This is a genomic window from Nitrospirillum bahiense (assembly GCF_007828025.1).
Classification (GTDB): domain Bacteria; phylum Pseudomonadota; class Alphaproteobacteria; order Azospirillales; family Azospirillaceae; genus Nitrospirillum; species Nitrospirillum amazonense.
Genome location: NZ_VITO01000029.1, coordinates 29,488 through 55,703, shown reverse-complemented (window position 1 = coordinate 55,703; position 26,216 = coordinate 29,488). Strand labels below are relative to the sequence as shown.

The following is a 26,216-nucleotide window of genomic DNA, read 5'->3' as shown; positions in this document are numbered from 1 at the left end:
GAGCAATCCCCCATGACCACCGACCAGCCCGCCGTCCTCGCGACGGCCCGGGACGCCGCGACCTATTACCTGAGCGGCGACGGCTATTCCCTGACCCCGCCGGATGGTGCCCCCGAGGCCGCCGAAGCGCCCGCGAACGCCGTTCGCGCCCCCGATCCCGACCCCACCCCCACCGAAACGCCCCCGCCGGCCGATGCCCCGGCCCCGGACAGCACTGAGGAGTAAGCCGCCATGGCCGGTACCCCCACGATCATCCGTTCGCGCAACGCCTGTTTCCTGGCCAAGGCGCAGCCCACGCCCCTGACCGACGCCCTGCCGGTGCCCGCGACGGACGCGGTGTTGGGCGAGAACATCGCCATCAGCTACAACCCCAACATCATCCAGACGAACGAGTACACGGGCTCGCTGGACAGCGCGGATGACATCGTGGGCGGCATGACCGCGCAGGTCACCATTGACGTCTGGCTGAAAGGGTCCGGCACCGCCGGCACCCCGCCGGAATGGGGCAAGCTGCACAAGGCCTGCATGCATTCGGAGGTGATCACCAACGCCGCCATCGGCGCGCCCACGGCCGTCACCGCCGGCACCACCACCAGCGTCACCCTGGGGGCGCCGTTCAGCAACACGGCGCAGATCTACCGCGGCATGCCGCTGCAAATCTCCGGCACCCCCGCCAACCTGAACACCTTCATCAGCGACTACACCGGCGGCGTCGCCACATTGACCGACACTCAGTCGGTCGCCCTGACCACCTCCGCACTGGCCACCATCCCGGCCAACGTCCTGTACCTCCCCACCAGCGGGGCGCAGGCGCCCCTGACGATCTACGTCTACATTGACGGCCTGTTGTGGATATTCACCGACTGCGTCGGCACCGTGAAATACGACTTCACCAGCGGCGGGGCGGTGAAGATGAGCTACACCTTCAACGGCCTGTTCAAGAGCAAGACGGCCGCCGCCCTGCCGTCGTCGTCCAGCCTGGTCTATCAGACCACCAGCAAGCCCATCTGGATCGCCCGTGCCGGCGGCGCCTTCCTGTTGGGCGGCAACCTGATCAGCGGCAAGCAAATGACGCTGGATTGGGGCGCTTCTGCCAACTTCCCCGACGATCCGAACGGCCAGGAAGGCTACGGCGCCCCGCTCGTCACCGCCCGCCGCGTCACAGGCCAGCTGAGCGTCAACGAAACCCTCATCGCCAGCCGCGACCTGATGAGCGACTTCCGCAGCGGCACCAAGCGGGTGATACATGCCCGCGCAGGCACCGTGGCGGGCAATCGCTGGGCTATGACGATCCCGTCGGCGCAGTTCCAGAACGACACGCCCGGTAACAGCAACAATATCCAGACGGCCCAAAACCCCTTCAAGGCCACCGGCATCGACGGCGGCTGCGCCCTCTGCCTGTGGTGATCCTGTTCAGTGCCGGCTCGGCCCCCGCCCGGCCGGCCTGATCGGCGGGCGGCGTTTATCGGGAGCGCCGCCCGCCACCCTCCGCCATCCCGATGCCCCATCCCGACAATCCCGAGGACACGCCATGTCGCTACGCGTTCGCGCCGCCGGCCCCCTGCCGGCCTCCGCCGCCATCCCCTTCCGCTGGTGCCCCGACCAGGTCCGCTTGGACCAGGCCAAGGCGCAGTTGAGCCTGCGGGAAAAGGAACTGGAAACCCTGACCGCGCCCCAGGATGCCCGCAGCGCGGATGACCCCGGCCCCAGCAAGAAAGAGCGCGACGCCGCCAAGGCGGCCATTACCGCCGCTGAACAGGCCGTGGCCGACGCCCGCACCCTGGTGGACACGCTGGAGGCCAAGTTGCCCAGCGCCCCCGCCTACCTCATCCGCGTGGGTACGGTGCGGGAGCGGCCGCTGTACCGCAAGCGCCTGGCGCAGGATAACGCCCTGGCCCCGCCGGATGCCGACTTCGCCGCCGCCCTGCGCCACGTGGTGGACACCGTCATTCTGGCGGCGGATCGCCCGGCCTGGCATGAACTGTTGGCGCGCGTGTCCGACCCCGCCGCCGCGCCCCATGATGACGCGCCGGACATCGAAAAAGCCCGGTGGCAGGAAGATCTGAACAGCCTTGCGGACCTGCGCGCCCTGGCCACGGACCACAGCGACCGCTACCGCCGCCTGGTGGCGCAGAAGGAATATTCGAACGGCGTCTGGCCCGTGATCGCCGCCCGCATGTTCCTGGTGGGCGTGGAAAACCAGCCGGAAGTCCCCTTCACCCTGGATGACAATGGCGAGGTGTCGGACGCCACCCTGCGCGCCCTGGGGGACATGGTCGTGGGCATCGGTATCCAGGCCTTCGCCCTGCTGCACCTGGACAAGGTGGCGGAAAAAAACTGACCTTGGCCGTCACCGTGGCGGAAGACCCCCAGGCCTATGACTGTGGAGAACTTCCGCCCGATGGCGGCCCGGGATGGATCATCGATGGGGAGGTCTACCCCACCAACCCCAAGCACCAGGTGCCCGATGAACTTTGGGACATGGTGCGCATCTGGCGGGCCTGCCGCCCCCGGCCAGGCCGCATCTGCGGCATGGCGGCGGGGATCATCCCCACCGCTACCCACCTGCCCGAAGCCGGCGGCGTCATGGACCAGGCCGCCATCATGATGGACGCCCTGGACGTGATGGACCGCGCTTGGTGGGGATTGCAGAAAGAAGAATGAACGGCGGTATGGGGCATGTTCAGCGCCCGGTGGCCTCGCGGCTGCCGGGCGCTACTGCATTTAGGGCATCGCTACTGAAATGGGGGCAACCTCTTGACTGCGGGGGCACCTTCAGGCACTGTTCAGGCACAGTTCGAGACAAGCGCCCGGGGCCGAAAGGTGTCCGGGCGTTGTCATGTGTGGGGTCAGGTCTTGGGCGGGATGTAGTCCCTGTTTTCCTTATGACCGCATGCGGGATTGTCGCATTCCATCTCCCTCACTTGGCGTCCGGCGAAGTGAAAGGTGGGGTGTGGCCTCACCGCCTTCACCTTCAAGCCTCCGCTTTCACACACAGGGCATGGGATGGGCGCCGGCCGGGCCTTTAGATCTGCCTCAAGCGCCGCCACTCGCTCCTGCAGGGACTTGATCTCCTTCGGAATGGCTATGAGCTGTTTCCAGATTGGGATCTGGTCGAGGATTTTGACGATATCTGTGACGGAGATGATCATGCCCCACCCTCAAGGTTGTCACATTGAAACGAAAGACAACCTCGTATCAGCAATCCAGCCGGTTTACGAGAGTGCGACGGTGCAGTTCTGCCGTGGCATCGATGGCGCCTTCTGCATATTGGCGACGAAGGGCGATACAGAAATCAGGCTGTTGCTAAGCGGCGACGATTTCCGTTCCTTGATGGCGCAGGGCGTGGCCCTAGCGTCCGCCTGACCGCCGTTTTCAGCCTGGTGGTAGAGATCCTGTTAGTTTCTCTCTCCATCCGCGCTTCAAATAGGCTTTTGGTATTTCGTCGCCGAAACAATATGGCGTTATCGCCCACCAGAACAGTATTACGATAGCACCGGCTCCGATCTTTTCCGTCGTTCCGATGATATAAAGGGCGAAGAATATCACGGATACCGATGTGATTAGACACAAGAGTGCAGCTATCCAGGCTCTTTTATAGGCTAAATACATCGGACCTAGTAGAAATATTAACACTGCGTCCTTTTGGTCTACCGTCTCTGAATATCCATTCCCGGATGGGTGCTCGAAGGTTCGCACGGGTTTCCTCCCATATCAGCCCGTTCACTTAGCAACTCCTGCGGGTATCGAGTCAACAGGGTCGCCCTCTGGCGGCCTTTTTTGTTGCAGAAATGGAGGGCCGCGCATGATCACGGCCACGGTGGACGGTACGCTGTCCGACGCCATCACCCCCCAAGTCGAAAGCCTTGCTGCGCGTGCGCGAACGGCCGTTCGCGACGTCGCCACGGCGTTGCAAGCCGATTTGCGCGGCCAGGTGCAGGCGGCGGGCCTGGGTGAGGGGCTGACCAAGGCCTGGCGCCTGAACCTGTACGGTATGCGTCGCAGCGACAAGCCGGCGGGCTTCGTCTATTCCAAGGCCACAAACCTACATGCCGCGTTCACCCAATCCGGCATCGTCACCGCGCGTAATGCCCAATGGCTGGCCATACCCCTGCCCGCTGCGCTTGATCGCGGGTTTCAGCTGAGCCCCAGCCGTCGCGGCGGCAAGACAGGGCCGCTGCCCGCCAAGTGGTCCAATATCGACCGTGCGGAAGACAAGTTCAGCGACCTGACGTTCATCCCCCTGAACGGCGGGGCCCGCGCCCTGCTGGTTGCCAATGCCGACAGCGCCGGCCGGCGCGTCCGTAACGGCGGCCGGGCGTCACAGTCCATTCCCCTGTTCCTATTGGTCCGCAAGACGCGGTTCCGCGCCCGCCTGGACTTCGACGGTGCGGTTTCCCGCGCCCGCGACGCCCTGGGGGCCGCCGTCGTCGCTGCGGTGGAGGGCGAATAATGGCAGCGTCATCCACCGCCCGCACCATCTCTGTCCGTCTTTCCCTCGATGACCTGGACAAAGTCAAGGCCGGCCTGAAAGGCCTGGGGGATGATGCCGAAGGCGCCTTCAACCGCGTGACGGCGGCGGCGGATGGCACCGGCCGCTCTACTGCGACCCTGGTCGCGCGCCTGGATCCCGCCGTCAAGGCCACCACACAGCTATCGGATGCCGCCGGCAAGCTGGCGGCGGCTGAGGCGTACCTGACGCAGCAGATGGCCAAGGGTGGTGAGGCGGCGGACAAGGCCGCAGCCAGCCTGAAGTTGGTCCAGGCGGCATCGGCGCAGGTTACGGATATCCAGGGCAAGCTGACGGCTGGCACCGTCAGCGGCGCCGCCGCGTCCGCGCAGTTGCAGAAAGTGATGTCCGGTCATACCGACCTGTTGGACAAGAACACGGCCGCCACCAAGCTGAACTTCACCCAGCTGGAAATCCTGCGAAGCGGCGTGGTCAACACGGTGCAGTCCATCGCCGCCGGCTTGCCAGTCGGGCAGACCCTGCTGACGCAGACGGTACAGACGGCGCCGGCACTGGCGGGAATGGGCACGGCGGCCCTGGCGGCGGCGGCCCCGTTCGCCATCTTGGCCGCCGGCATTGGCGTGCTGGTTGTCGCGCACGTCCAGGCCAACGCGGAACTGAAGGAGACCAACCGCGTCCTGACCCTGGCGGGTGGCGCGGCCGGTGTCACGTCGTCGCAGTTCTATGACTTGGCGGACCAAGCGGCCAAGGCGGGTGGCATCACGCGGGCGTCAGCTTTGGCGTTGCAGCAGAGCTATGCCGCAACCGGCAAGATCGGCGGCGACATGCTGTCGAAACTGGCGGGCGAAACCAAGGCGTGGGCCACCCTGACGGCCCAAAGCACGGATGAGGCGGCCGGTGAGCTGGCCCGGTATTTCAGTGACCCAAGCGCGGCGGCGCAGCAGCTGGCGAAGTCCCTGAACCTGCTCAGCCTGCAACAGGTTCAGACGATCCAGAGCATGGACCGGACGGGCAACAGCGCGGGCGCGCAGGTTGCCCTGTTCAACGCCATCAAGGATCGGGCGGACCAGGCCAAGGACAGCCTGGGCTATTTCGGCAATGCCCTGAACAACATCGCTGATATCTGGGAACGCCTTAAACGGGTGGGCGCCCCCGATGCCTTGCCGCCGGTTCAGCGCCTGGCGGCAGTGACGGCTGAATACGATGCCGTGCTGAAACAGTTGCGTGCGGACCAGGACAAGGCCGCCAACGACGACGACTACGTCAGTGCCGTGGCGGCGGATCAGCAAAAGCTGACGGCCCTGGCGCGGCAAGCGGAGGATCTGCGCCGCAGCATCGCCAGCCAGGCCAACCAGGAGGTGATCAACGGCAATAAAGCCGCCGCCAATGACCTGGGCGTCAAGGTCGCGCCCGTCATCAACGCCCTGCCCACGGAACAGGTCAAGGCGCTGCGGGATGAGGTGTCCCTGCTGGACAAGGCCGTGGCGGCTGGGGTCATCACCGATGATCAGAGGGCGCAGGCGCTACAGGCCGTCTCGGCGCAAATCCAGGGGCTGGAGCCCGTCTACCAGAAATGGACGGATCAGCAGCGAATTGAACAGCAGGTGCTGGCGGCAGACCCTGCCCTGCGCGACCAGGTGCGCGCCAAGCTGGAAGCGCAACTGGCGGCCAAGACGCAGAACGCATCGGCGGATGAGAAGAACGCCATGGCGGCCGGCGCCGAACAGGCGGTGGTGCGCACGCGCAATGACGCCTATCAGCAGGGTGTGGACGCCCTGACAAAGTCCACCGCCGCCACCCTGAAGGTTGCCGATGCCTATGGCATCTCCGCCGAAGCGGGCTTGCGCGAAGCGGAAGTGGCCAAGGTCCAGGACCAGGCCCGCACGAACCTGACCATCCGCGCCAACCAACAGGCGGTGGTGGAACGCAACCTTGCCGCGGCGTCCGCCGCCTCCTATGCCGCGCTGGTGCAGCAGGTCCAGCAACTGGATGTCACGACGCAGCAGCAGGATGCGCTGGCGGCGGCCTCCGCGCTCGGCACCAAGGCGCTGTCGGACCAGACCATTGCCAACCAGGCGGCGGTGATGGTGCAGAAGGCGCTGAACGACGCCAAGGCCGCCCACATCACCCTGACGCAGCAGGATATTGAGGTTAAGCGGCAGGAAATCGAGGCTGACCTGAAACAACAGGCGCTGGATCAGCAGCGCGTCCAGGCCGATGCCTCCTTGCGCTCCGCCAACGACAACAACGCCTACCTGCGGGTGGAAATCGATACCTTGGGGCAGGACGCGGCGGCCCGTGCCGTGGTGCTGGCCCGCATGAAGGAAGAGTTGGAGCTGCGGGAGCAACAGCCCGGCCTGTTCGCCTCGCAGAATGCCGAGGATCAGCAACGCATCCGCAATCTGATCGACGCCGCCGGGTATACGGCGCAGTTGACGGCGGAGAACGAACGCCTGGGGCAGGCCTACCAGGATCTGTCCGGCCTTGGCGACACGACGTTCGACGCCATCATCCAGAAAGTGGTCCAGGCGGGTGACGCCACCACGTCGTGGAAAGACGTGCTGCACGGCGTGGTCGCGGAAATCGAGACCATGGGCCTGAAAATGGCCCTGATCAATCCGTTGAAGAACGCGGCGTTTGGCACCAATCTGCCCACCCTGGATGATCTATCGAAGGTGACCGGTAGCGCGTCCAGTTCCGGCGGGTTGGGTCAGGGGCTTCTGTCGTTTCTGGGGATCAGCGGCGGCGCAAACGACAACCAGCAATCGGCCTTTGATGCCGTTCTGAACAAATACAGCAGCGCCGGCTCCGATGCAGCGGGCTCTGGTTCCATCCTGGCGGGCCTCAGCCCATTCCTGGGGGTGGCAGGGCAGGCGATCGGCTTGGCGGGTCTGGGTTCCGCTGGCGGTAGCCTAATTGGGTCGATAACGGGCGGCAACCAGTCGGGGGCGTCCATTGGCGGCTTGGTTGGGGCCTTGGGCGGATTGGCGCTGGGGGCTGGCCCTGTTGGGTTGGTTGCCGACGTCGCGCTTGGCGGCCTGTTCGGCAGCCTCTTCCCCGAGGACAAGCAATACCCGTGGGCGCAGGCGTCTTCCGTTGGCGGTAAGCAGGACGCCATCAGCAGCCTGGATGGCCAGGGCACCAGCGAATTCGGCAAGGCGCTTACCGCCGCCATGTCCAGCCTGAACGGCCTGGCCACCAGCCTGGGGATTGACCCCAGCAGCCTGCCGTTGGGCGGCTTCGGCTACAACACGGCCGGCCGGCCCGGGGATAACCTCCCCGACGGGTATTACTCGTTCATCGGTGCCGGCGGGTTCGGCGCCACGGACGCCAAGGCGGCGGGCAGCGCGGATGAAGCGGTATTCGACTTCATCAAGCGGTCGCTCCAGGCTGTCAGCGGCACGCTGGACGCGGATGTGCGTACCGCCCTGGCGAACAGCGGCGCGTCCACTGTCCAGGACCTGCAAAGCGACTTGGCCTTCGCCAAGGGCTTCAAGGACAGCGTCGCCGCCTACACCAAGGGCCTGACCAGCCAGACGGATGCCCAAACGGCGGCCAAGACGTCGATGGAAAGCACCATCGCGTCGCTGCTGGACTTCCGCAAACAGACGGCGGCCCTGGGGCTGGACACCGCCGCGGCAACGGCCGGCACCAACGCCTATATCCGCTCCATCCTCGGCATTACAGCCGCCGCGCCCGTGCTGGACGACGCGCAGCAGAAGGTGGCGGCGATCAACGGTGCCGTCGCCGCCGTCATCCCCAATTTGGGCGATTTCGGCCTGACCCTGGATGAGGTGAACAAGGCCGCATCCGCCGCCAAGGCGCAGCTGCTGTCCGGCACGCTGGACCAGGTCACCGCCCTATGGCTGCAAGCGGGCGATGCGGCGGAACAGGCGGCCTATCAGGCGCAGCAGCTGCTGGCGCAACAGGCGCAGTACATCACCGACGTCCAGGCGGAGGGCGGCGGCCAGGATGCCGTGGACCAGGTAAACCGGACGTTCAACCGCCTGATCCAGAACGTGGTGAACCAGACGGGCCTGACCGGCGCCGCCTTCACCGAATTCCTGACGTACTTCCCCCAGCTGACGGGCCAGCTGAAAGAGGCGTCCGCCGCCACCACCGATGCCACGGACGCGACCGTGGCCGCCGCCAAGGCGCAGGCCCTGGCGCAGGGCAAATCCGCCTACCTGGATGCCCTGGGCATCACGCCCACGGGCGTCCAGGCCCTGACGGCGGCGCTGTCGGGGTCCAGCGGGCTGGATGCCATCATCACCGCCGTGGCGGGCGATATCGATGCCCTGAACGCCGCCGCCAGCACCGGCGCCGATGCCACCAGTACGTTCAGTGACGCGTTCAACGCGATGACGGGGCTGTTGAACGCCGGCAAGATCAGCGCGTCGGACTATACGTCCGCGCTCGGCGTCGTCACCAACGCCTACAAATCCTCGGCCTCCGCCGCCAGCCAGGCCGCGTCGCAGCTTTACAGCGCGGGCGCCAATATCCAGGCCTATATCGATAAGACCAAGAGCGGCGGCGTCGCCAGCTACCTGTCGCCCACGGACCAGCTGGCCAATGCCAAGTCCGCCTATCAGACGCAGTTGGGCCTTGCCCAGGGCGGCAACAGTACGGCGCTGGGGAACATCACCCAATACGCCGATACCTACATCCAGGACCTGGTCAAGACAATGGGCAGTGGCACGGACACCACGGCCACCATCAACGCCGTCCTGGCCCAGCTATCGGCCCTGCCGGCGACCAAGAGCTACAATGACCAAAGCCTGGCCCTGCTGGGCCAGATCGCGGCCAACACCAACGACGCCGCGGCCTACCTGGCGGCGGCGGACGCCAATGGCGACAAGCAAATCACCTGGGCTGAATTCCAGTCCTGGGGCACCGCCAACAACAGCCAGTTGCTGGCCATCGGCCGGCTGCTGAACCTCCCGGGTGGCGGTGACCTGGCGTCGATTTTCAAGGCCATCGATACCAACGGCGACGGGATCATTTCAGCCTCGGAACAGGCGCGCATCTCCCTGCTGTCGGCGCTGCAAGCCCTGCCCAGCCCCACGGCGCTGCAAGTCGGCAACGCCCTGGCGCCGTTCTTCAGCAGCCTGGATGCCAACACCGACGGACTGCTGTCCAAGGACGAATTCATGGCGGGCCTGCAGGGCAAGGCGGACAACGCCACCCTGGCCAGTTGGTTCAGTCAGCTGGACGCCAACGGCGACGGCGTCATCAATTCGCTGGAGGTGACGCGCGCCCAACTGCTGACCAGCCTGCAGAACATCGCCGCCCCCACCGGTGCCCAGGTGGCGCAGCAGCTGGGGCCCTATTTCAGTACGCTGACGGCCAGCACCAATGGCCTGCTGACGCGCGACGTGTTCAGCCAGGTGCTGGCGGGCAAGGCGGACAACGCCACCTTGGGCGCCTGGTTCGCGCAGTTGGACGCCAACGGCGACGGCCTGCTCAGTGCCCTTGAGGGCGCCAGGGGCGCCATCGTGGCGGGCTTGGCTGGCATCGCCACCCCCACGGCGCAACAGGTCGGGGGTGCCCTGGCGCCCTACTTCGGCGCCCTGACCGCCAGCACCAACGGCCTGCTGAGCCGCGACGTGTTCAACCAGGTGCTGTCTGGCAAGGCGTCGGACAGCACCCTGGACAAGTGGTTCAAGGAACTGGACACCAACGGCGATGGACAGCTTTCGAAACTGGAAACCCTGAACACATCGACCAAGAGCGTCGATAGCAGTGTTGGCGATCTGAGTGGCAGCAGCAGCAACGGCAACACGCTGGGGGACATGATCACTCAGGTGTACCGGGGCAACGTTGACAGGTTGAACATCTACAGCCTGATCCGGCCCATCCTGGACGATCTCAACCGCTGGTCGCTGAAAATCACCTACAACACCGCCGGTGCCAGTGAGGCGCTGGGGGGTGCCCATGCCTATGCCGGCGGCACGGACTACCACCCCGGCGGGTGGGCCATCGTGGGTGAGCGCGGTCCGGAAATTGCGTGGATGCCCACCGGCACCAAGGTGTGGCCCAACGGGGTGGCGCCTAGCGTTTCCAGCATCGGCGCCGCTGGTGGCGGCACGGCCGGGATCGAGGCCCGTCTTGACCGGGTGGTCGCGGCCTTGGAACGGCTGGTGGACCAGACGGGCCAGGGCAACGACGACAACACCCGCGCCCTGTCCGCTGTGGCGGGTGAGGTCCGGGCCGTCGCGAACGCCGTTCGCAGCCCCGGCGGAGTGGCCCGCATGGCCACCATCGGGCGGGGGTGAGCCATGCCCTACCTGTTGGAGGTCCAGCCCTATGACCCAGCCATCGGGGGCACTCGCACGCTGTATTTCAGCGACACGGGCTTCGTAACCGAACCGGGGGATGCGCCCGCGAACACGTACTATCGCCGCTTCCTGGACATTCCCCTGGCGGAAAGTCGCAGCCTGGGCACCGGCACGTCCATTGGCGGCTATTCCACCCCCGCCAGCGGCACCATCACCCTGGCCAATGACAATGGGCAGCTGGACGGCCTGGCGGCCTACAGCTGGGAAGGCCGCCCCTATCGCCTGCTGTGGAGCACCAAGGCCAAGCCGGCCCTGGCGGATTTCACACAGCTGCGCGCCGGGGTCATTGACCAGGTAGTGGTGGGCAATGACTGCCAGATACAGACGCTGGACCGGTCCGCCCTGTTCGACGTCTCCGCCCTGCCCTACACGTTCGCCGGAACGGGCGGGGTGGAGGGTACGGCGGATATGAAGGGGCGGTACAAGCCCCGCTGTTTGGGCCAGCCGCCGCAGTTCACCCCCATCCTGGTGGATGCCGCCAACCTGACCTATCTGATCGACCCTGACGGCTATTCGTCCGTGTTCGACCTGCGCGACGGCGGCAAGCCGCTGCCGTCCAGCAAAGGCGACTTCGCCACCTATGCCGCGCTGATCGCGGCGGACCTGACGGGGTACGACTACGCGACCTGCAAGGCGCTGGGGCTGGTCCGCCTGCGTGTGGCCACGTCCAGCGACTTCACCCTGTCCTGCAAGGGCGTCGCCCCCGGCGGCACCTGGATCAGCAGCTTTGCCGACTTGGTGAAGTTCCTCCTGACCACCTCCGCCGGCCTCACCACGGCGGACCTGGACTTGGCCAGATTCGCTGCCTTCAACACCCTGCAACCGGCACCCCTGGAGTATTGGGCGGACGGCGGCAGCCAGGTCACGGTCCGGTCCATCATTGATGAGCTGGCGGACACGGTGGGGGCGTTCTGGGGCTTCGGCCTGAACAATCTGATGCAGTTGGGGCGGTATGACCCACCGAAGACGGTGGCGGATTACAGCTTTACCGAGCGGCAGATTGTGGAGCTGACGCCCCAGCCCGCGGCGCGGCGCCTGCGCAACATCCGGCTGAGCTATGAGCATCACTATACCCGCCTGACCACGGCCACGCTGATCGCGGCGGCGACCCCGGCGGCGGACCAGCCCCGGCTGCTGGCGGACATGCTGTGGACCGACCCGAAAACCAACGCGTCTGTCGCCGCCGCCTGCCTCCTGTACTACGACGCGGACGTGCAGACGCATTTCGTCAACAAGACGGATGCGGAGGCGGAGCGGGACCGCCGGTCCGCCCTCTACGGCAACGCCGCCATGCCCTTCACCGTCACCGTGCCCCTGACGCAGGGGCTGGACGTGGGCTGCACCGTCCGCCTCACCAGTCCTCGCTACATGCTGTCGGGCGGCCGCAACTTCACCGTCATCACCGTGGACGGCGGCGGCAATGACGAAACCATGAAACTGACGGTAAGGGGCTGATCTTGGGCAACGCTGTCCTGCTGCTGAACGACCTGTCCCGGGTCGGAACCCTGACCAGTGCCGGCACGGCGACGTCTGTCGAGGGTGGCGGCCTGTCGGTGCAAAACCTGCTGACGCAGGACCCGACGGAAATCGCCCGCTTCACCGGCATCGGCGGGTCCGCCTATGTGCGCCTGAAATGGGACCTTTTGGCCCTGCAGGCCGTCAGTTGCCTCGCCATCATCAACCATACCGCCACCACGGCCGGCACCTACCAAGTCGGCATGAGCAACAACGTGGACCTGTCATCACCCGTCCTGGTGCCGGTGCAAGCCAAGTTCTGGCTGCCCACCGTGCCCTGGGGGTCGCGTCCCTGGGGTGCGTTCCCCTGGGATGGCGTGGACAAGACAGCCTATCCCACCATGCCCATCACGTTCCTGCTGTTCGATGCGCCGGTGTTCGGCCGGTACCTGTGGGTAGACGTCATGGACCCGACCAATCCGGCCGGCTATTGGCAGGCCGGCCGCGTCATGTTCGGCGCCGCCTATCGGCCCACCGTCAATTTCGCCTACGGCAACGGCATACGGATCATCGACCCGTCGCAGGACCGGACGACCCGGGCCAGTGCCCGCCAGGTGGACGTCCGCCCCCGCTATCGCGAGCTGACGCTGCCGATGCAGTACCAGACGCAAGAGGCCGCGATGGGCGTCTATCACGACTTCATGATGCGGGGCATCGGGCAAGAGGTGTTCGTGGTGATGGACCCGGACGCCCCACCATGGGTGCTGGCCCGTCAGATGTTCTATTGCGCGCTGTCCAGCATGCCGGGCGATGGCGTCGCCAATACCAGCTTCAAGCGCTGGACCTGGTCCCCAACATTCCGGGAGTTGATCTGATGCCCGTTTTCAACGGCCGCACCTATACCGCCGCCATGTTCAGCGGCGCCGATGGCTACCAGTACGCCGCGCTGTGGGACCAGTTCTTTTCCGACGTCCTCGTTGAAATCGGCAATAGCGCCCCCAGCCTGGTGATGCAGGCGGTCAACGCCCTGGTGGCCACCGTCCAGGCCTACGCCGCGCAGGCCCTGGCGGCGCAACAGGCGGCCGTGGCGGTCAGCGGGCTATCCAACCTCAACAGCTTCCAAGGGCTGCTGCAAAGCGGCGCGCCGTTGGCGGTGTTCGATTACGACACCACCCGCGACTGGGATGAGGGCGCGTGGCGCAAGCGCTGCACCTGGCAGAGCTGGGTATCCGAGGCCGCGAGTACCACGCGGGGTAGTCGTTCTGACCATCCCGCCCACATTCGCATGGTCGCAGTGTCCGGCTTCGTCGCCCTGTTCGATTGTGACCAGGCGACACCATCCATGTGGATGGTGTTCAACTTTGGCGGGGCGGCGCTGGGCAGCTACAACATGGCGCAGGCGCCCCAGGCCATTTTCGCCCGGGATGGCAAGCTGTGGATCGCTGCGGGTGGCTATGGGGTGATCGAAATTGATTTCGTCGCCGACACGGCCATCCTGACCAATGCCACCGTCTCGGTACGGTACAACGGCGGCATCGCCGCGCGAAACGCGGGGGCCGGGTTCGGCGGCGCGACAGGCCGCGCCGTGCTGACCAACACGGTTGCGAGTGCGGTTGCCGCCACGGTGTTTCCTGGCTCCCCAATCGACCGCGCCACCGGCCTGCCCCGCCCAACCGTGGCGGTGGGGACGGGCTTTTACCTGGACATCATCCATCCGTCTGGGGCGGTCACCTATCCATCAACCTCGGCTGCTGTCACCTCGGTGGCATTCGACGCGGACGGTTTTCTGCACGCCTGTGACGGTACCACGGTGCGGGTCTACCACCCCGCGACGCTGGCGGTCACCGGGTTCTCGCCCATTCGGTCGGAAACCGCCAGCGGCACCCCCGCGCTGCTTGGCGCCCCGACTGGTGTCAATGGTCATGCGGCCCGGTCTGCCATCGGCTTGACGCTGCGGGCACCGGACCCGATCAATCCAGCCGCGGGCATGGTCGCCTACATTACGGCCAGCGGGAACCCGGGCGCCGGTGGCGGCGCGTTCAACACGGGGTGGATGCCGGGGGACTGCCGCCTGGCCATCGCATCGACCAACACCGGGAGTGTGTCGGCGGCGAATATCGCCAACTGGTCTGGCGGCGCCACCACCGGATGGAGCACGACGGACGGCAATCTGACGCTGTCAACGTCCGGGTCGGATCTGCAAATCGCGGAAACGGCCTCCACCACTTCCGCCAGCAAGGCCATCTATCAGCTGAGCGGCTGCGTCGTGGGGCTGGTTTACCTGCTGGTTATCAACATGCGGCGCGGCACCGTTGCGACGATCATGCGTTTTGACGTCACGGATAACGGCCAGACGGTCCAGTTGGCTAATGGTTCGACGTCCAGCACCTCCGCATCAACGATAGTGGTTCAGTTCCGCGCCACCGACACGTCGCCCAAGGTGCGCATAAATTTCGACAGCCCCTATACCGCCGGCCAGACGGGGTTCGTCACCAGCCTGTCGGTTGATCTGGCCGAGCCGGACCGCAGCGCCTATGCCGCCGGCATGCGGATCTTTGGGCAGCAGACGCGCGCCCTAATCGCGCCCGGCTCGGACGTGACCTATACCGGGTATATCTACGGCGGCTATGATGAACGGCCCGGCGATCTTTCGGTTGGTACCGGGGACGTCTGTTTCATTCAGCCGGTTATCACCTTCCAAACCGCGCCATCCTCACGATCGACATTGCTGGATCTGTCGGCCCCCAGCGGAACCGGTGCGTATATTCGCTTGGAAATCAATTCCTCCGGTATCCCACAATTTGCTGTATCGGACGGTACCAACAGCGCGGTGGCGGTGGACACAGCCCCCCTGCGGAACAGTGCCGTCACCCATTTTATGGGGCTGAAACGCGGGGCCACCCTGGAGCTGTGGCGCGATGGCGTTCGCGTCGCCACGGCCAATGCGGCGGCTGTCGGGTCCCTCAGCAACAGCGCGGCAGTGGTGCGCCGCGCTGCCCGCGCTAACGAGACCGGCAATTTGGATGGCGGCCATATAGGTCTGGTAAACCTGACCCGGGCTTCCGACTATGCGCCCACGCCGGAGCAAATCGCCAAGATCGTCGCGCATGACCTGAAACGCATGCGCGGCGCATCGGGCATTCTGCCCGGCACGCTATCCGCCGTCCAGGCGCTGTCCCATGACCCGGACACTGACACCGTCTACGCCAGCAAGGGGGATGGCACCGCTCTCCTGCAGGATGGGATTGTCACGGGCTGGCTGTCGGCACTCTCCGGCAGCACCAGCAACAACCACATCGCCGTATCGGCGCGTCAGGGCGGCTACGTCATCGCCACGGCCAACCAGGCGGTCGCCAGCCAGCCGGCCATCACCTTCCGCGACGCCATCCTGGATAACCGCGACAAGGTGGCGCCCATCGATCCCAACCGCATTGTCTTCCCCGCTATGGCCACCACCGACGCCACGCCCACGGTGATCGCCCGGTTGCCCATGGCGGAGGGGGATGAGGTGCAACTGATGGTGGATGTGGAGGCGGTGGAGTATGGCGCTGCCCCCACCGAACGCATGGGCTATCAGCGCCGCGCCCGCGTCTATCGCCTGCCCAACGGCAACGTCACGGTGGCCTCCGTCCAGACGCTGGGCACCGACTATGAGAGCGCCACCACCACCTGTGACGTCACCGTGGTGGCCGATACCACGTCGCAGACGGTGTGCGTCCAGGCGACGGGCGTGGCGGCGAAGCGGCTGGCCTGGTCCACTCTCATCCACATCAACCGCGCGGGCGCCACCCGCTACGCCGCCTGAAGGAGGGCGCGACGATGATCCGTGCAAGCGACATGATCGACGCCTACCGGGGCGGCAGGCTGCTGTACTGCTGGACCCTGGTGGACGGACACCCCCGGTGCGTCTGCGCCCCGCTGGACGTTGCAGGGGCCACCCACGCGGACCTGGCCCGCCACCTGGCCCTGAACGCCGCGGCGCGGGCCCTGGCGACGGCGGCAGAGGCCTATGAGGCGGCGGCGTTCCTGAGCGGTGCACCCTGCCCCACAGCCACCCTGCCGATAGGGCAGGATGGTGACCCGGTGCCCAATCCTGCCTACGCGGCGTGGGCGAACGCGGGCGCCCTGGTGGCGGGGGCATCGCAAGAATTGCTGAGCCTTGTGGCCACGCGGGCCGGTACCCTGCCCGTGGACGGGTTGGGCGCCCCGGTGGGCGCGTTCGTGTTCGACCCGCCGGACCCGCCGGCATTCGCCCCCGGCACGGAAACGGCGGATTGGGATGGGACCGCCTGGACCGTCCGGCCGGTGACGGCGGATGAGGCCTCGGCCTGGGCTGCCCTGATGGCGGTGAAATACCCGCGCCGCATGTCCGCCAGTGACCTGGTGGTGCGGCTGCTGACGCCGGCCGAATGGATGGCCATCGTGGCGGATGCCCACCCCACGGCCGGCGGCCCGGCCCTGGGCAACCTGCTGGTGGGGGCGGGTACCCAATACGTGGACCTGGACAGCGCCCGCACCGCCGGGCAGCTGCAGGATTGGGTGGACCGGGGGTTGATCACAGCCGACCGCATGGCCTGGATCCTGACCGGCATGCCGCCGGCCGCCTGACCGCAAAAAACGGGGTGCGAACGCCGTTCGCGACGACAACCGCCCGCCCTTTCGGCGGGCTTTTTCATGCCTGAAGATTGGGGGTTTTGAATGATGGGCAATTGGGTACGTGAGGCCGTGGCCGGCCTCAAGCTGGACGTGGCCGTAGTGGCGGGGGGCCTCACGGCGCAGTGGTGGACCGTCGATTTCGAGACGGCGACCAACGGCATTATCCATGCGGGCGCCGCCTGCCTGGTGGTGGTCCGCGTTGCCTTGGGCATCCAAGCCTTGATCCGCAATCGTCGCCGTCGCCGCCCATGACCGCCCCCGTCATCCACACCACCACCGACGCCGCCGGCATCCGCCGCGTGGTGGAGGGCACGCTGTGCCGCCTGGAATGGGTCCGCCTGGTCGATGCCGACCGGGTGGAGCTGTGGGCCGGCGGCAAGCTCCTGCTGATCCTGACCGTCTCCGGCGCCTGCGAGGCCTACGCGGCCCTGGGGCGCGTCCTGTCCCAACCCCATCATGAAAGGTGAAACGATGATGACCCTGGATACCAAAGCCCTGGCGGATGACCTGCGCCGGGACGAGGGCACGCGCCTGAAGCCCTACACGGACACGGTGGGCAAGCTGTCCATCGGCGTGGGCCGCAACCTGACGGACGTGGGGATCACTCAGGAAGAGGCGGACACCATGCTGGCGGGGGACATCGCCCGCACCATGGCGGCGCTGGACCAGGGCATCCCCTGGTGGCGCAATCTGCCGGCCGGGGTTCAGCGGGCCGTGGCCAACATGGGCTTCAACATGGGTGTGCCCACCCTGCTGACGTTCCGGACCACGCTGGGGCACCTGCAGGCCGGGCGCTTTGCCCAGGCGGCGGACGCGGCCCTGGCCTCGAAATGGGCCAGCCAGGTGGGCGCCCGCGCCACCCGCATCGCCGCGCTGATCCGCGCCGGCTGATCGGCCCTCACACCACCTGACCGCAATCCGGGGCGCCTTGGGCGCCCTTTTTCATGGGGGTAACCATGGCATTCGGCATTGATGACGCGATCACCGCCGCGTCCAGCCTGATCAAGGATGGCATCGACAAGATCTGGCCCAATCCATCGGATGAGGCGGCGGCCAAGGTGGCGCTGATGAAGGCGCAGGCGGATGCCGCGATTGCCCAGCTGGACGCGGCCAACCGCGCGGCCAACGCGGAAGCGGCATCGTCCGACCCGTGGACCAGTCGCGCCCGGCCGTCCTTCCTGTACCTCATGTATTTGATGGTGCTGATCAGCGTGCCCATGGGCGTCCTGTCGGCATTCGCTCCCGACGTGGCGGCGCGCGTGACGGTGGGGATGAAGGCTTTCCTGGCCTCGATCCCCACCGACCTGTGGAACGTATTCCTGGGCTGCTTCGCCGTCTACAGCGGCGGCCGGACCTGGGAAAAGGTCAGAGGGGTGGCGAAATGACCCTGACCGACCCCCTGATTTCCCGCATCGCTGCCGGCCTGGTGGCCACCGGCGGCTATCTGACCGCGCTGGCCCACCGGCTGTGCGCACCCAAGGCCGCCGCCCCATCCCAACCCGCTGAAAGGAACGTCATCATGATCGATCCCACCCCGCCGGCCGTGCCGGCATCCCCCGCGCCCACCGCTGATCCCGTCGCCTATGCCGACGGTGGCGCGGTTGCCTCGGGCGTAGCCCTTGTGGGCGAGCAGGGCCCCGAACTGATCGCGCCGCTGCCGCTGGCCAGCACCCCCACCTCGCCCACCCTGGGTGACCTGGCGGCGCAGCTGCGCGCCGCGACGGAGGAATTCCGCGACGCCCGTAGCGCCGCGGCGCAGGCCCGCCTAGCTCTGACGGCGGCCGAGGAAGGCAAGGCCGACGCCTTGGCCACCCTGACGGCGGCGCAGGACGCCTTTGGCAAGGCCTCCGCCGCCCTGATGGGCGACGCGTCCGGCGCCCTGGCGCTGGACGCCGCCCCGGTGGAGGGCTGAACCATGGAAAGGTTTACGGGCAAATATGCGGTTGGCCGGTTGCAGTATCAGGACCCTTGGTGGGTGGTCGCCGGCACGCTCGGGGCGGCCGTCGTCGTGCTGATCCTGGGGGCCTTGGCTATCGGGTAGGCCCCCTCCCCCTTCATTCCCCTGATCCAAAGGCGGCGGATCCCACCCCGGGGCCGCCGCCTTTGTTTTTGGCGCCTTCAGTCCGCGTCTCGCTTCAAAATCCCGGGCGACGCGAACTGGCTGCCATAGGGGCAGTCGCTGGCTGCCTGGACATTCCCCCACTTGCGCGTGAACTCAAAGCTGCGCACCAGGTCTTGCGCCATGGCGTCGGCCATAGGCATGTAGTCTGGGGCCGCCAGCGTGAAAGGTGGCGTCTTCGGCGGGGGTAGCTTATCGACGTGATGGAGAAGCGCCATAGCGATGGATCTGGCAAGCTCGTACATCTGGGGGCTCCCGGCTGGTTTGTCCATGAACGAAAACAGAACATCGCATGCAGAGTCAATGGCCCTTGCGTGGCGGACCCAGCTTGGGCGACCAGCCGAACTGGTGTAGCCTCCCCAGTAAGGGAGGCACCGCATGTGCAATCACTACAGGGCTGACGTCAAAAAGCTGGGCCTCGAAATCGAGGTCTACGGCTATGAGGAAATCAACGACTTGCCCCGGGACATCTACCCGGATCGGCTGGGGCCGGTGATCGTCCGCCGCGACGATGGCGCCCTGGCATGGCAGCCGATGCGTTGGGGTTTCCCGCCGCCGCCCAACGCTCCAAACCCCCGGCCCGTCACCAACATACGCAACCTGGCGTCGCCCTACTGGCGAACCTGGCTAAAGCCTGAAGCGCGGTGCCTGGTGCCGTTCACCGCCTTTGCGGAATACGACACCAGCACCAAGCCGGCGGTAGAAAAGTGGTTCGAAGTGACCGACGGCCGGCCGGCTGCCTTCGCCGGCATCTGGCGCCGCTGGACCGGCGCCCGGGGCACAAAGGCCAACCCCATCGAAGGGGAGCATCAGCTGTACGGGTTCCTGACGTGCGAACCCAACGGGATCGTGGCGCCGATACACCCCAAGGCCATGCCTGTGATCCTGATCGGCGCCGAAGCGCAACGCGCATGGCTGGACGCGCCAGCCTCAGCCGTCCCCACCATCGCGCAGCCCCTTCCGGACGCGGACCTGGCGGTGACGGACTGAGGCTTACATTCGGGGCGAATTAAAAGGGCTGATCAAGGGGTACCCTGGTCCCGTCTAACAGGATAGCCTCGACCGCCGTATAGGCGCCATGACCGCAGGGCGACGCCGCGTCTTCGGCTTCGCCTCCGGCGCGCTGAAATTCCCAGCGCCGATTACAGTCACAACCGAAGTTCCCGTCGGTCCACCAGTAGACGGAATGCTCCCCCCAATCGATATCATCCAGCAGACACAGGCGGGTTTCACCAGTCTGGTTTTCCCGCATTACGACGGTATAGGGCATGGCTTCACCTTGTGGTCTGGTCCTCGTCGTCGGCGCCGATGTCATCAACCGCCCCCGACTTGAAAACATCCTGATATTTTATGTACGTAGACCTGGGGATGCCGGTCTTCTTGCACGCATCAACAACGGTCATGCCGGCAGCCCGTGCGGCCTGGAATTCAGCAATCTTCTCAGTCGAGTAAAGTGCGGAAAATGGCTTCCGTCCGAACTTCTTGCCCTGCGCCTTGGCGATGGCCTGTCCCGCACGCGTCCGTTCCGCGATCTGGTCGCTCTCGAACTGCGCCAAGGCGGAGAAGATATTGAAGATCAGCGCTCCAGTCGCCGTGCGCATATTTTCGGTATTGATTTCACTCTGGGTTACGGAGCGGAAGTTAACACCTCGCTCATGTAGGCGGTCTACAGTCTTGATCAGTTCGGACGTGTTGCGACCAAGGCGGTCAAGTTTCCACACCAACAGTGTGCCACCGGCCCGGCACGCCTTAAGTGCAAGCATCAACTTTGGGCGTTTCGCAGTCCTGCCGCTCTCCACCTCAACGAAGATCAATTCATCCGGCACCCCGGCGCGCTTCAGGGCCTCCACCTGTAGGTCCGCGTTCTGTTCGTCTGTCGAAACGCGGGCGTAGCCAACCAGGCGGGGCGGAACATCGGGCAACGGTCACCTTCTGAAGCGGCAAATCCCTTTGTGGTCGGACATTATAGTCATCCCGGAAGGGGTGGCAAGCCGATGACGCCAGGGTCTGTGACCAAGCGAATGCCCCTGGACCGCAGGTATTCTTCGACGCGGTCCATGCTCGACCGCTTCGGGTCGCCTGTGCCGCGCTCGATGTCGACAAGCGTCTTCCGCGAGATGCCGGCAGCCGCCGCAAGCTCGTCCTGGCTCAAACCCAGCAGCGCACGCGCCGCAATGACCTGCTGTCCCCTCATGGGCGCAAAGTGCACGGCGGGGTCCGGATTTGCAAGCCCGCTACACAAATTGTTTATTGCATTGCTCATACGCTCATGATACACAATTTGTGTAGCAGGGCAATCTTGTTGAGTAGCAAGGCGGCCTTTATGACCAGAGAAAGGGCCAATCCATGGGCGATACGGTTTGCATCTATCACGGGAATTGCGCTGACGGTTTCGGCGCTGCGTGGGCTGTTCGTAAGGCGTTAGGGGATGGGTGTGAATACATCCCGGCCCTCTATGGCGCTCCGGCGCCTGACGTGACGGCCAAGCACGTCATCCTGGTGGACTTCAGTTTCAAGCGACCAGTCTTGATGGAGATGGCAAAGGTCGCCCTTTCTATTCTGGTACTGGACCATCACAAGACCGCAGCGGAAGACCTTGCCGGCTTCATGCCACCAGAGGTCGTGTGTGGCGGTTATCATGGAATGCGCGATCTCGCGTTCCATATGCGTGATGAGGTCTGGCCCATTCGCGCTATTTTCGACATGGAGCGTTCCGGCGCGATGATCGCCTGGGACTATTTCCATCCCGGAGAAACGGCGCCGAAGCTCATCCAGCACATCCAGGATCGCGACCTGTGGCGATTTGCGCTGCCCCACACTCGAGAGATCCAGGCCGCCGTCTTTTCCTATCCCTATAACTTTGAAGTCTGGGACGGCTTGGTGGAGCAGGCGGAATTTCGGCCCGAGTTCTTGGCCGCCGAAGGCATGGCGATCGAGCGCAAGCACTTCAAGGACATTGATGAGCTGCTGAAAGTCAGTCGGCGCACCATGCGGATCGGTGGAGAATTGGTGCCTGTCGCCAACCTGCCATACACTCTGGCGTCCGACGCCGCGAACCAGCTGGCCGATGGCTGGCCCTTCGCCGCAACCTATTCTGACGGCGGCGACAAGCGGGTGTTCAGCCTTAGGTCACGGCCTGGGGGCGCTGACGTGTCGGTGATCGCGAAGGCCTACGGAGGTGGCGGTCATCGGAACGCCGCTGGCTTCCAGATGCCTATCGGCTGGGAAGGCGATGACATGACATCAGTCATTGATGCGGCTGACGCCGTCTACAACTGTTGGGCCGGTGGTGAGCCGGTGGATACCGAAATGCTCGATCTCGGGGTCGCCCTCGGGAAAACGATCAGCGTCCCCTAACCCAGGACCACAAGAGGAGCGGCGGAGTGACTGACGCCTTGGCCATCATCGCAGCGGCCTGCGACTACATGCGTGAAACCGGCTTCTCTCACACACCGCGCATCGTCAACGAGGCCGATTTCGACCTGTCGAATTTCGACCGTCAAGACAGCAGCGTCGCCGGTGCTTCGGTCGAGTACGTCGACCAGCGCGGCCCCGGAATGGCGGGAGATGATTTCCACGGAACGGTGGTGTGGCCCATCGGGGATGGAAAGCTCTTCGTCCTGGAATTCAACACCTGACACAGAAGGAGCGCCCGGAGATGTCCGACACGCTGGTGATCAGTTTCGACCCGCAAGGAACACCGTCCGGCCTTATGGGCGAATTTCCGTCCAGCCGCGCCTACATGGAGGGTCTGGGCTACACCTATCGGGAGATGCCGCGGGCGGAAGCCGAAGCCCTCTACTACCCCGATCCGGAACCGACGACGTGCAGCGTCTGTGGCGCCGCCCCGTTCACCCTCGTGCATTGCGACCAGGATGACGGCGCCTGGTGCACCGACTGCTTTGACGGTACGCCCTGCGGAAAGGGGCATCACGGTGAGGGCTGTCCCACGATGGTGCATGGCATCAACTCGCCGGCCGATCCGGCCTGAACACAGAAGGAGCGCGCCATGGATCATACGCCCTGTTCACGATGCGGCGGCGCGGGGACAATCCGCGTGGTTCGTGTTCCCGAGATGTGCGGCAACCCGCCTGTCTATGGCAGTCATGACTGCCCCTGTTGCGAGGGCGCGGATATGACCATCAGCGACTTCATCGCCTACTGTGAGACGCATTCCGAAACGCCGCGGTGTGGCTTTGTGCCGGCTCACATTGGCAGGCTCATGACGCTTGCGGGGGAGCCTGCGCGTGCGGAGGCCTGGTTCCGCATGCCGCCATCCGTCGTCAGCGTGCCAGCTGAAGAAATTCGCGACCTGGTGGGGAAGGCTCGGGCCCGCATCGCCTGCATTCGACGGTCCGGGTTTTCCCTCGTCCCGGCACCATGAGGCCCGCAGAAGGAGCGTCCCTGTCCCTAAAGGCGGTGGGACCTTTTGCCGTGAAATCGCTTGTAGCGCAGTGGAAAATTTGCGGGTCCCACCACCATCCAACCAATTGATTAGATTGACTTATTCCAGTCCCCTAGGGGACGCCATACTTCCAGCGTTTAGGCTGGATTTTGCGGGACAGTTACGGGACAGTTTACCTCGCGCAGCACTGCGAGGAGCCCGCCCGCCATGGCCACCATCATCCCCAGAGAGAATCGCGAAGGCCAGGTCATCGGCTACCAGGCCAAGGTCCGCCGCGTCGGCCACAAGCCCGTCTCCAAGACCTTCGAGAAGAAGAAGGACGCCGAACGCTGGGCATCGAGGTCGAGGCGTGCTACCGCCACCCCCGACAACCTCCGCGTCGTTTGGCTATAGGCACCTGCAACGCTGAAGTCGCGGGCCAGCGCCAGGCTGGCGCCACCCTATTTCCGGTTCTTTTTGACGATGGCCGCCGTGGTCGTCTCGACGTTGCGAGGCTTGGGCGTCGGCATCTGCTGGATGCGGCGGACGTTGCGGCCGTGGCCCTTCGCCTCCGTCACCAAGGCGCCATCCCGCATCACAAAGCGGCCGCGAACCAAGGTGTGCACCGGCGCCCCTTTGGCCGCGTGGCCGTGGAAGGGTGTGCTTGAGCCCTTGGACTTCAGCTTGGCCGAATCCACCTGGGTCTCCCGCTCCATGTCGATGATCACCAAGTCGGCATCCGATCCCGGCAGCAGGGCGCCCTTGCGCGGGTAGAGGCCAAAGGCCTTGGCCGGGGCGAGCGAGGTCATGCGCACATAATCGGTCAGCGACAGGCGGCCGGCACCCACTTGCGTCAGCATCAGCGGCATCTGCGTCTGCACGCCAGTGAAACCACAATCCGTCGTCCAGATGTCGTCGCGATGCTTTTCCTCATGTGAATGGGGGGCGTGGTCGGTCGCGATCATGTCGATGGTGCCGTCCTGCACCGCGCGCCACAGCTGGTCCTGATGGGTCTTCTCCCGAACCGGCGGGTTCACGCGGATCAGCGACTTCTTCTCGGTGTAGGCGCGCTCATCCAGCAGCAGGTAATGCGGGCAAGTTTCCGCCGTGATGTCCACGCCGCGCGCCTTGGCCTCCCGCAGGGGGCGCAATTCGTCGCCTGAGGAGACGTGCAGGATGTGGATGCGGGCGCCGGTCCATTCCGCCAGGATGGCGGCGCGGGACACGGCCTCCGTCGCCACCACCGGCGGCCGGGCGTCCAGGTGGGCCAGCGGATCACAGCGGCCGGCCTCCCGCAGCTTCTTGGATCGGCGCGCCATGATGGAGGCGTTTTCGGCATGCAGGGCGATGCGGTAGCCGTGCTTGGCCACGATCTCGAAGCCCTCCAGGATGGCGCCGGTGGGCGGCGACGGCAGGTTGCCGAAGGTGTTGCCCATGAAGCACTTGAACCCGGCCACGCCGCCCTCGATCAAGGCCTCCAACTCCGTAAGGTTGTCTTCCCCCAACAGGCCATAAATGCCAAAGTCAACATAGGCTTGCTCGGCAGACTTCAATTTCAGGTTCAACGCCTCCACCGTGCCGGTAGGCGGATTGGTGTTGGGCATCTCGAACACGGTGGTGACGCCGCCCATGGCGGCGCTGGCCGTCCCCGTCTCCCACGTCTCCTTGTGGGTATAGCCAGGGTCGCGGAAATGCACATGGGCGTCGATGGCGCCGGGCAGGATGTATTTGCCCCGGGCGTCCACCACCTCCGCCGCCTCAGGCATGGACTCAGCGGCGCCGATGGACAGGATGGCGCCGTCCTTGATGGCGATGGAGGCCTGGAACTGGGCGCTGTCGGTGACCAGGGTGGCGCCGTTGATGACGATGTCTGCCTTCATGATGCTTTTCCCGCAAGAATGCCTAAATCGGATGCCAAATTGGATCGAGGGGTCAGAGGGCGGCCCAGCCGCCGTCGACCGGCAGGTCGACACCGGTGATCTGCTTGGAGACGTCGGACGCCAGGAACAGGCAGGCGGCGGCCACGTCCCGGGCAGTGCTGATGCGGCGCAGCGCGTACTCGGCCGCGTGCTCGGCGATCACCTCCTCCTCCGTCAGACCGCGGGCCTTGGCCACGGCGGGCATCACCTTGGTGCGGAAGCGCGGACCGTCCACCATGCCGGGCGCGACGATGTTGACGTTGATGTTATGCGGCCCCGCCTCGATGGCGGTGGATTTGGTGATGCCGCGCAGGCCCCACTTGGAAGCCGAATAAGCCATGCGGCCGGCGCGGCCGCGCAAGCCGAAGGTGCCGCCGACATTGACGATCTTGCCATAGCGGCGCGCGATCATGCCCGGCAGCACGGCGCGCATGGTGTTGAAACAGCCGGTCATGTTCAGACGCACGATCTCGTCAAAGGCCTCCGACGTGGTGTCCCATGCCGTGGTTCCCACCGGGCCAGTGCCGCCCGCCACGTTGACCAGCACGTCCACCTGGCCGAATGCTTCGACCGTTGCCGAAACGGCGGCCTCACACTGCGCTGCGTCCAGCACATCGCACGACAGCACCAGCGCGCGCACGCCCAACCCTTCTATTTTTGCCGCCAGTTCGTTCAGCGGCGCCATATCTCTCCCTAAAATTGCAATATCCGCACCCTCTTCCGCAAAACAAAGGCAAATCTCCGGGCCCATTCCCTTGCCAGCACCGGTGACAAGAATCTTCTTTCCTGCAAGGAACAGATCCATTTCTTTTCCTCTATATTGCTTCAGGCAACTATGGATATTTGGACAGATTTAGATCAATCTGGAATGCAA

At 65.4% G+C, this 26,216-nt stretch carries 29 protein-coding genes; 22 read left to right on the top strand and 7 right to left on the bottom strand.

Features of this window, described 5'->3' with window-relative positions; genetic code table 11:
• Positions 1-12 precede the first annotated feature (12 nt).
• The 4 genes from FBZ88_RS27545 to FBZ88_RS27530 all read left to right on the top strand — a co-directional run bounded on the left by FBZ88_RS27545 (position 13) and on the right by FBZ88_RS27530 (position 2,664).
• Positions 13-225 (top strand): hypothetical protein, encoded by a 213-nt coding sequence (locus FBZ88_RS27545; RefSeq protein ID WP_145620196.1) that lies wholly within the window; start codon positions 13-15, stop codon positions 223-225.
• A 6-nt stretch (positions 226-231) separates the two neighbouring features.
• Positions 232-1,407, top strand: coding sequence for a phage tail tube protein (locus FBZ88_RS27540; RefSeq protein WP_145620195.1), 1,176 nt, complete (start codon positions 232-234; stop codon positions 1,405-1,407).
• Between the two features lie 124 nt (positions 1,408-1,531).
• Positions 1,532-2,341, top strand: a complete 810-nt coding sequence (locus FBZ88_RS27535; protein ID WP_145620194.1) for a hypothetical protein — start codon at positions 1,532-1,534, stop codon at positions 2,339-2,341.
• Positions 2,342-2,343: 2 nt separating this feature from the next.
• Positions 2,344-2,664 carry a hypothetical protein gene (locus tag FBZ88_RS27530; RefSeq protein ID WP_145620193.1) on the top strand — a complete coding sequence of 107 codons (321 nt, stop codon included), beginning with the start codon at positions 2,344-2,346 and terminating at the stop codon, positions 2,662-2,664.
• A gap of 185 nt (positions 2,665-2,849) precedes the next feature.
• Here the strand turns inward: FBZ88_RS27530 and FBZ88_RS27525 are convergent, their stop codons facing one another.
• Positions 2,850-3,152: a hypothetical protein gene (locus FBZ88_RS27525; RefSeq protein WP_145620192.1), complete on the bottom strand. Its 303-nt coding sequence runs from the start codon at positions 3,150-3,152 to the stop codon at positions 2,850-2,852.
• On the opposite strand from FBZ88_RS27525, the gene FBZ88_RS27520 reads away from it, so the two are divergent.
• The 13 genes from FBZ88_RS27520 to FBZ88_RS31435 all read left to right on the top strand — a co-directional run bounded on the left by FBZ88_RS27520 (position 3,145) and on the right by FBZ88_RS31435 (position 18,961).
• Positions 3,145-3,366, top strand: coding sequence for a hypothetical protein (locus FBZ88_RS27520; RefSeq protein WP_145620191.1), 222 nt, complete (start codon positions 3,145-3,147; stop codon positions 3,364-3,366). The two genes, FBZ88_RS27525 and FBZ88_RS27520, sit on opposite strands and share 8 nt — an antisense overlap.
• A 439-nt stretch (positions 3,367-3,805) precedes the next feature.
• Positions 3,806-4,453, top strand: a complete 648-nt coding sequence (locus FBZ88_RS27515) for a DUF6441 family protein (RefSeq protein ID WP_145620190.1) — start codon at positions 3,806-3,808, stop codon at positions 4,451-4,453.
• Positions 4,453-10,746 (top strand): phage tail length tape measure family protein, encoded by a 6,294-nt coding sequence (locus tag FBZ88_RS27510; RefSeq protein ID WP_145620189.1) that lies wholly within the window; start codon positions 4,453-4,455, stop codon positions 10,744-10,746. The genes FBZ88_RS27515 and FBZ88_RS27510 overlap by 1 nt, the downstream gene beginning before the upstream one ends.
• A gap of 3 nt (positions 10,747-10,749) precedes the next feature.
• On the top strand, positions 10,750-12,264 hold the full coding sequence (locus tag FBZ88_RS27505) for a hypothetical protein (RefSeq protein ID WP_145620188.1): 1,515 nt from the start codon (positions 10,750-10,752) through the stop codon (positions 12,262-12,264).
• A gap of 2 nt (positions 12,265-12,266) precedes the next feature.
• Entirely contained in the window at positions 12,267-13,139 is an 873-nt protein-coding gene (locus FBZ88_RS27500) for a hypothetical protein (RefSeq protein ID WP_145620187.1), read from the top strand.
• Complete coding sequence (locus FBZ88_RS27495) at positions 13,139-16,069, top strand: hypothetical protein (RefSeq protein ID WP_145620186.1); 2,931 nt, start codon at positions 13,139-13,141, stop codon at positions 16,067-16,069. The genes FBZ88_RS27500 and FBZ88_RS27495 overlap by 1 nt, the downstream gene beginning before the upstream one ends.
• A gap of 14 nt (positions 16,070-16,083) precedes the next feature.
• Positions 16,084-16,872, top strand: coding sequence for a hypothetical protein (locus tag FBZ88_RS27490; RefSeq protein WP_145620185.1), 789 nt, complete (start codon positions 16,084-16,086; stop codon positions 16,870-16,872).
• 90 nt (positions 16,873-16,962) lie between these two features.
• On the top strand, positions 16,963-17,172 hold the full coding sequence (locus tag FBZ88_RS27485) for a hypothetical protein (RefSeq protein ID WP_145620184.1): 210 nt from the start codon (positions 16,963-16,965) through the stop codon (positions 17,170-17,172).
• The gene (locus FBZ88_RS27480; protein ID WP_145620183.1) at positions 17,169-17,387 is read left to right on the top strand and encodes a hypothetical protein; all 219 of its coding nucleotides are present in this window, start codon (positions 17,169-17,171) and stop codon (positions 17,385-17,387) included. The genes FBZ88_RS27485 and FBZ88_RS27480 overlap by 4 nt, the downstream gene beginning before the upstream one ends.
• A 4-nt stretch (positions 17,388-17,391) precedes the next feature.
• Positions 17,392-17,811, top strand: coding sequence for a glycoside hydrolase family protein (locus FBZ88_RS27475; protein ID WP_145620182.1), 420 nt, complete (start codon positions 17,392-17,394; stop codon positions 17,809-17,811).
• A gap of 65 nt (positions 17,812-17,876) precedes the next feature.
• Positions 17,877-18,305, top strand: a complete 429-nt coding sequence (locus FBZ88_RS27470) for a 3TM-type holin (protein WP_145620181.1) — start codon at positions 17,877-17,879, stop codon at positions 18,303-18,305.
• Positions 18,302-18,832, top strand: coding sequence for a hypothetical protein (locus FBZ88_RS27465; protein WP_145620180.1), 531 nt, complete (start codon positions 18,302-18,304; stop codon positions 18,830-18,832). The genes FBZ88_RS27470 and FBZ88_RS27465 overlap by 4 nt, the downstream gene beginning before the upstream one ends.
• Before the next feature lie 3 nt (positions 18,833-18,835).
• A complete protein-coding gene (locus FBZ88_RS31435) occupies positions 18,836-18,961 on the top strand; it encodes a hypothetical protein (protein WP_281290163.1) in 126 nt (41 codons plus the stop codon).
• Positions 18,962-19,038: 77 nt separating this feature from the next.
• Here the strand turns inward: FBZ88_RS31435 and FBZ88_RS27460 are convergent, their stop codons facing one another.
• On the bottom strand, positions 19,039-19,284 hold the full coding sequence (locus tag FBZ88_RS27460; protein WP_145620179.1) for a hypothetical protein: 246 nt from the start codon (positions 19,282-19,284) through the stop codon (positions 19,039-19,041).
• 133 nt (positions 19,285-19,417) lie between these two features.
• Here FBZ88_RS27460 and FBZ88_RS27455 point away from each other — a divergent pair, with 133 nt between their 5' ends.
• On the top strand, positions 19,418-20,029 hold the full coding sequence (locus FBZ88_RS27455; RefSeq protein ID WP_145620178.1) for an SOS response-associated peptidase: 612 nt from the start codon (positions 19,418-19,420) through the stop codon (positions 20,027-20,029).
• Positions 20,030-20,048: 19 nt separating this feature from the next.
• Here FBZ88_RS27455 and FBZ88_RS27450 read toward each other — a convergent pair whose 3' ends face one another.
• The 3 genes from FBZ88_RS27450 to FBZ88_RS27440 are packed head-to-tail and all read right to left on the bottom strand — an operon-like array spanning position 20,049 to position 21,233.
• Positions 20,049-20,309, bottom strand: a complete 261-nt coding sequence (locus FBZ88_RS27450) for a hypothetical protein (protein WP_145620177.1) — start codon at positions 20,307-20,309, stop codon at positions 20,049-20,051.
• A gap of 4 nt (positions 20,310-20,313) precedes the next feature.
• On the bottom strand, positions 20,314-20,961 hold the full coding sequence (locus tag FBZ88_RS27445; RefSeq protein WP_145620176.1) for a recombinase family protein: 648 nt from the start codon (positions 20,959-20,961) through the stop codon (positions 20,314-20,316).
• A 47-nt stretch (positions 20,962-21,008) separates the two neighbouring features.
• The gene (locus FBZ88_RS27440; protein WP_145620229.1) at positions 21,009-21,233 is read right to left on the bottom strand and encodes a helix-turn-helix transcriptional regulator; all 225 of its coding nucleotides are present in this window, start codon (positions 21,231-21,233) and stop codon (positions 21,009-21,011) included.
• A gap of 152 nt (positions 21,234-21,385) precedes the next feature.
• Here FBZ88_RS27440 and FBZ88_RS27435 point away from each other — a divergent pair, with 152 nt between their 5' ends.
• The 4 genes from FBZ88_RS27435 (at position 21,386) to FBZ88_RS27420 (ending at position 23,837) form a co-directional block, all read left to right on the top strand.
• Entirely contained in the window at positions 21,386-22,396 is a 1,011-nt protein-coding gene (locus FBZ88_RS27435) for a DHHA1 domain-containing protein (protein ID WP_186464624.1), read from the top strand.
• Positions 22,397-22,422: 26 nt separating this feature from the next.
• Positions 22,423-22,677 carry a hypothetical protein gene (locus tag FBZ88_RS27430; RefSeq protein ID WP_145620175.1) on the top strand — a complete coding sequence of 85 codons (255 nt, stop codon included), beginning with the start codon at positions 22,423-22,425 and terminating at the stop codon, positions 22,675-22,677.
• A gap of 20 nt (positions 22,678-22,697) precedes the next feature.
• Positions 22,698-23,030: a hypothetical protein gene (locus FBZ88_RS27425; RefSeq protein ID WP_145620174.1), complete on the top strand. Its 333-nt coding sequence runs from the start codon at positions 22,698-22,700 to the stop codon at positions 23,028-23,030.
• A 621-nt stretch (positions 23,031-23,651) separates the two neighbouring features.
• Complete coding sequence (locus tag FBZ88_RS27420) at positions 23,652-23,837, top strand: hypothetical protein (protein ID WP_145620173.1); 186 nt, start codon at positions 23,652-23,654, stop codon at positions 23,835-23,837.
• A 47-nt stretch (positions 23,838-23,884) separates the two neighbouring features.
• Here FBZ88_RS27420 and allB read toward each other — a convergent pair whose 3' ends face one another.
• Positions 23,885-25,303 carry an allantoinase AllB gene (gene allB, locus FBZ88_RS27415; RefSeq protein WP_145620172.1) on the bottom strand — a complete coding sequence of 473 codons (1,419 nt, stop codon included), beginning with the start codon at positions 25,301-25,303 and terminating at the stop codon, positions 23,885-23,887.
• A gap of 52 nt (positions 25,304-25,355) precedes the next feature.
• Positions 25,356-26,147, bottom strand: coding sequence for an SDR family NAD(P)-dependent oxidoreductase (locus FBZ88_RS27410; protein WP_004273962.1), 792 nt, complete (start codon positions 26,145-26,147; stop codon positions 25,356-25,358).
• Positions 26,148-26,216: the final 69 nt, after the last annotated feature.

Excerpts from the sequence above, each read along its gene's own strand:
- FBZ88_RS27435 (WP_186464624.1), top strand. The coding sequence starts at position 21,386 with ATGGGCGATACGGTTTGCATCTATCACGGGAATTGCGCTGACGGTTTC.
- FBZ88_RS27465 (WP_145620180.1), top strand. The coding sequence starts at position 18,302 with ATGACCCTGACCGACCCCCTGATTTCCCGCATCGCTGCCGGCCTGGTG.
- FBZ88_RS27505 (WP_145620188.1), top strand. The coding sequence starts at position 10,750 with ATGCCCTACCTGTTGGAGGTCCAGCCCTATGACCCAGCCATCGGGGGC.
- FBZ88_RS27440 (WP_145620229.1), bottom strand. The coding sequence starts at position 21,233 with ATGAGGGGACAGCAGGTCATTGCGGCGCGTGCGCTGCTGGGTTTGAGC.
- FBZ88_RS27450 (WP_145620177.1), bottom strand. The coding sequence starts at position 20,309 with ATGCCCTATACCGTCGTAATGCGGGAAAACCAGACTGGTGAAACCCGC.
- FBZ88_RS27495 (WP_145620186.1), top strand. The coding sequence starts at position 13,139 with ATGCCCGTTTTCAACGGCCGCACCTATACCGCCGCCATGTTCAGCGGC.
- FBZ88_RS27525 (WP_145620192.1), bottom strand. The coding sequence starts at position 3,152 with ATGATCATCTCCGTCACAGATATCGTCAAAATCCTCGACCAGATCCCA.
- FBZ88_RS27510 (WP_145620189.1), top strand. The coding sequence starts at position 4,453 with ATGGCAGCGTCATCCACCGCCCGCACCATCTCTGTCCGTCTTTCCCTC.
- FBZ88_RS27475 (WP_145620182.1), top strand. The coding sequence starts at position 17,392 with ATGATGACCCTGGATACCAAAGCCCTGGCGGATGACCTGCGCCGGGAC.
- FBZ88_RS27490 (WP_145620185.1), top strand. The coding sequence starts at position 16,084 with ATGATCCGTGCAAGCGACATGATCGACGCCTACCGGGGCGGCAGGCTG.
- FBZ88_RS27410 (WP_004273962.1), bottom strand. The coding sequence starts at position 26,147 with ATGGATCTGTTCCTTGCAGGAAAGAAGATTCTTGTCACCGGTGCTGGC.
- FBZ88_RS27425 (WP_145620174.1), top strand. The coding sequence starts at position 22,698 with ATGTCCGACACGCTGGTGATCAGTTTCGACCCGCAAGGAACACCGTCC.
- FBZ88_RS27535 (WP_145620194.1), top strand. The coding sequence starts at position 1,532 with ATGTCGCTACGCGTTCGCGCCGCCGGCCCCCTGCCGGCCTCCGCCGCC.
- FBZ88_RS27520 (WP_145620191.1), top strand. The coding sequence starts at position 3,145 with ATGATCATGCCCCACCCTCAAGGTTGTCACATTGAAACGAAAGACAAC.
- FBZ88_RS27480 (WP_145620183.1), top strand. The coding sequence starts at position 17,169 with ATGACCGCCCCCGTCATCCACACCACCACCGACGCCGCCGGCATCCGC.
- FBZ88_RS27515 (WP_145620190.1), top strand. The coding sequence starts at position 3,806 with ATGATCACGGCCACGGTGGACGGTACGCTGTCCGACGCCATCACCCCC.
- FBZ88_RS27540 (WP_145620195.1), top strand. The coding sequence starts at position 232 with ATGGCCGGTACCCCCACGATCATCCGTTCGCGCAACGCCTGTTTCCTG.
- allB (WP_145620172.1), bottom strand. The coding sequence starts at position 25,303 with ATGAAGGCAGACATCGTCATCAACGGCGCCACCCTGGTCACCGACAGC.
- FBZ88_RS27485 (WP_145620184.1), top strand. The coding sequence starts at position 16,963 with ATGATGGGCAATTGGGTACGTGAGGCCGTGGCCGGCCTCAAGCTGGAC.
- FBZ88_RS31435 (WP_281290163.1), top strand. The coding sequence starts at position 18,836 with ATGGAAAGGTTTACGGGCAAATATGCGGTTGGCCGGTTGCAGTATCAG.
- FBZ88_RS27420 (WP_145620173.1), top strand. The coding sequence starts at position 23,652 with ATGGCCACCATCATCCCCAGAGAGAATCGCGAAGGCCAGGTCATCGGC.
- FBZ88_RS27470 (WP_145620181.1), top strand. The coding sequence starts at position 17,877 with ATGGCATTCGGCATTGATGACGCGATCACCGCCGCGTCCAGCCTGATC.
- FBZ88_RS27545 (WP_145620196.1), top strand. The coding sequence starts at position 13 with ATGACCACCGACCAGCCCGCCGTCCTCGCGACGGCCCGGGACGCCGCG.
- FBZ88_RS27460 (WP_145620179.1), bottom strand. The coding sequence starts at position 19,284 with ATGTACGAGCTTGCCAGATCCATCGCTATGGCGCTTCTCCATCACGTC.
- FBZ88_RS27455 (WP_145620178.1), top strand. The coding sequence starts at position 19,418 with ATGTGCAATCACTACAGGGCTGACGTCAAAAAGCTGGGCCTCGAAATC.